At 65.7% G+C, this 3,463-nt stretch carries 2 protein-coding genes; one reads left to right on the top strand and one right to left on the bottom strand.

Going from position 1 to position 3,463, the window contains the following annotated elements; translation table 11 throughout:
• Window positions 1-118: 118 nt before the first annotated feature.
• Window positions 119-1,285, bottom strand: a complete 1,167-nt coding sequence (rnd, locus tag AC5JJ6_RS04850) for a ribonuclease D (protein WP_496040959.1) — start codon at window positions 1,283-1,285, stop codon at window positions 119-121.
• Window positions 1,286-1,464: 179 nt separating this feature from the next.
• Here rnd and aspS point away from each other — a divergent pair, with 179 nt between their 5' ends.
• Window positions 1,465-3,324, top strand: coding sequence for an aspartate--tRNA ligase (gene aspS / locus AC5JJ6_RS04845; RefSeq protein WP_496040958.1), 1,860 nt, complete (start codon window positions 1,465-1,467; stop codon window positions 3,322-3,324).
• The last annotated feature ends 139 nt before the right edge of the window (window positions 3,325-3,463 follow it).

The following is a 3,463-nucleotide window of genomic DNA, read 5'->3' as shown; positions in this document are numbered from 1 at the left end:
CCTCACGACACACCATCGCGAAAATTTGGCGCGTCTTCAACTCAACATCCTCTTAGAGGTGTGACGGAGCCGGACGGAACACCCTCAATCACCGTCTCTGACCGCCACACCATCCCCCTCAATCCGCCGCCTTCTCCTCCAGCGGCACCAACTGGACCCGCTTGTCCTGGATCGCCAGCGCCAGCCGCCCGTGCTTCAGCGCCAAGGCCGCCTCGCCGAACAGCTCGCGCCGCCAGCCTTTGAGGGCAGGGACCGGCGCGTCGTCGTCGGCCGCGATGGCTTCCAGATCGCCGGAGTTGGCGACCAGCTTGCTGGCGACCTGCTCGTCCTCGCACTTCATCTTCAGAAGAACGCGAAGCAGTTCCACGATCGGCGTCAGGCCCGGCGGCAGTTCCACCCTCGGCTCGCCCGTCGGGCACTCCGCCACCGGCGTCGCGATGCCGCGCTCGACGGCGGCCAGCATCTCGGTTCCCCAGCGCCCTTCCGCGACGCTGCGCCCCAGCCCGCGCGTCCGGGCAAGGTCGTCCACCGTCGTCGGCGCGTGCGACGCGATCTCCAGCAGCGCCTCGTCCCGCAGGATGCGGGAGCGCGGCAGGTCCTTCCGCTGGGCTTCCCGCTCGCGCCAGGCCGCAATCTCCTTGAGGATCGCCAGGAAGCGCGGCTTGTCGGTCCGTACCTTCAGGCGCTTCCACGATTCTTCCGGCTCGATCCGGTATGTCGCCGGGTCGGTCAGGACGGCGACCTCTTCCTCCAGCCAATGCTCCCGGCCGGTCCGCGCCAGCTTCCGCTTCAGCTTCTCGTAGGCCGGCCGCAGATGGGTCACGTCGGACAGGGCATAGACGAGCTGACGCTCGGTCAGCGGCCGCGCCGACCAGTCGGTGAAGCGCGACGACTTGTCCACGCGGGCGCCCGCCAGCCGGGAGATCAGCGTCTCGTAGCCGACACTGTCGCCGAAGCCGCAGACCATCGCCGCGATCTGGGTGTCGAACAGCGGCTTCGGCACGTCGCCGGTCAGGTTGTAGAAGATTTCCACATCCTGCCGGGCGGCATGGAAGACCTTCAGCACCCCCGGATCGGCCATCAGCCGGAAAAGCGGGGCGAGATCGATGCCGTCCGCCAGCGGATCGACCGCTGCGGCTTCTTCGGGGCCGGCGATCTGGACAAGGCACAGCTTGGGCCAGAACGTCTTCTCCCGCATGAATTCGGTATCGACGGTGATATATTCCGCCGCTTTCAGGCGCTCGCAGAACGCTTCCAGGTCGGCTGTGGTCGAGATCAGGTTCATAATACACTCATACAACACCGGAGGGCTGCGGAAAAGCGGGGCTGCTTAAACTTGACAATCACCTTGCATCCATGTGCTTCTGCGCGCCAAAACACCTTTCTGGTGACCCCCAGGCCGAACCGCCGCCGGACGATGTCACGTCGCGGCGGCCATAACTGTTATTTCAAGGTGCGCCCCTAATGCATCCCTACCGGACCCACACCTGCGGTGCCCTGCGCGATACCGATGCCGGCAAGATCGTCCGCGTTTCAGGCTGGATCAACCGCAAGCGCGACCATGGCCAGTTGCTGTTCATCGATCTGCGCGACCATTACGGTCTGACCCAGGTCGTCGTCGACAGCTCCAACCCGCTGTTCAAGGTGGTCGAGGGTCTGCGGCTGGAATCCGTCATCACCGTGACCGGCAAGGTGGTCGAGCGCACGCCCGAGACCACGAACGACAAGCTGCCCACCGGCAGGATCGAAGTCCAGCTCCAGGAGCTGTCGGTGCAGAGCGCCGCCGATCCGCTGCCGCTCCAGGTCAACAGCGACGCCGACGCCGGCGAGGAAATCCGCCTGCGCTACCGCTTCCTGGACCTCCGGCGCGAGAAGATGCAGCAGAACATCCTGCTGCGCTCCAAGGTGATTTCCTCGGTCCGCCGCCGCATGATCGAGCAGGGCTTCAACGAGTTCCAGACGCCGATCCTGACCGCCAGCAGCCCGGAAGGCGCCCGCGACTTCCTGGTCCCCAGCCGCATGCATCCCGGCAAGTTCTACGCCCTGCCGCAGGCGCCGCAGCAGTTCAAGCAGCTCCTGATGATGGCGGGCTACGACCGCTATTTCCAGATCGCCCCCTGCTTCCGGGACGAGGACAGCCGCGCCGACCGCAGCCCCGGCGAGTTCTACCAGCTCGATTTCGAGATGTCCTTCGTCACCCAGGAAGACGTCTTCGCCGCGATCGAACCCGTGCTGCACGGCATCTTCGACGAGTTCGGCGGCTTCCGCCGCCCGGCCAAGCCGGATATCACGCCGTACCCGTTCCCGCGCATCCCCTACGCCGAATCGATGCTGAAATACGGCAACGACAAGCCGGACCTGCGCAACCCGCTGGTCATCACCGACGTGACGTCGGTGTTCGAGCGCGACGACGTCGAGTTCAAGGCCTTCAAGTCGGTGATCGCCAAGGGCGGCGTCGTCCGCGCCATCCGCGCCCCCAACGTCGGCGACCGTCCCCGCAGCTTCTTCGACAAGCTGAACGACTGGGCCAAGGGCATGGGCGCTCCCGGCCTCGGCTACATCCTGTTCGAGGCGGCCGGCGGCAAGGGTCCGATCGCCAAGTTCGTGCCGGAAGCGGCGCAGGCGGCATTGCGCGAAGCGGCAGGATTGGAAGTCGGCGACGCCGTGTTCTTCGTCTGCGACCAGCCGGCCGCCGCCGCCAAGCTGGCCGGCTTCGCCCGCACCAAGATCGCCGAGGACCTCGACATCGTCGAGAAGAACGCCTTCCGCTTCTGCTGGATCGTCGACTTCCCGATGTACGAGCGCGACGAGGAAACCGGCAAGATCGACTTCAGCCACAACCCGTTCTCGATGCCCCAGGGCGGTCTGGACGCGCTGGAGAACCAGGACCCGCTGACGATCAACGCCTACCAGTACGACATCGTCTGCAACGGCATCGAGCTGTCGTCGGGCGCCATCCGGAACCACCTTCCGGAAGTCATGTACAAGGCCTTCGCGATCGCCGGGTACCCGCCGGAAGAGCTGGAAGCCCGCTTCGGCGGCATGCTCTCCGCGATGAAGCTCGGCGCCCCGCCGCACGGCGGCTCCGCCCCCGGCATCGACCGCATCGTCATGCTGCTGGCGGACGAGCCGAACATCCGCGAGGTCATCGTCTTCCCGCTCAACCAGCGCGCCGAAGATCTCCTGATGCAGGCCCCGGCCCCCGTGCCGGCGGAACGCCTCAAGGAGCTGTCGATCAAGCTCGACCTGCCGAAGCCGAAGGTCACGGCGCCGCAAGGCGCGCCCGCGACCCCGGAAGGCACGGTTTCGCCGAAGGGCGCGTAAGCGCCCCTCCACAAGCATGAAACAGGGCCAGTCCGTGGATTTAACGCCAAGGGTTGGAGATGTTGACCGGTGAAGAGGCTCATGCCGTAGGTCGGTCTAGCACTACTCTGTCACTCTAAATATTTAGGTAAGTGCGGAA

It is taken from the genome of Skermanella sp., from assembly GCF_059503625.1.
Note: the sequence above shows the minus strand (reverse complement) of the source record. Positions and strands in the feature narration are given on the sequence as shown.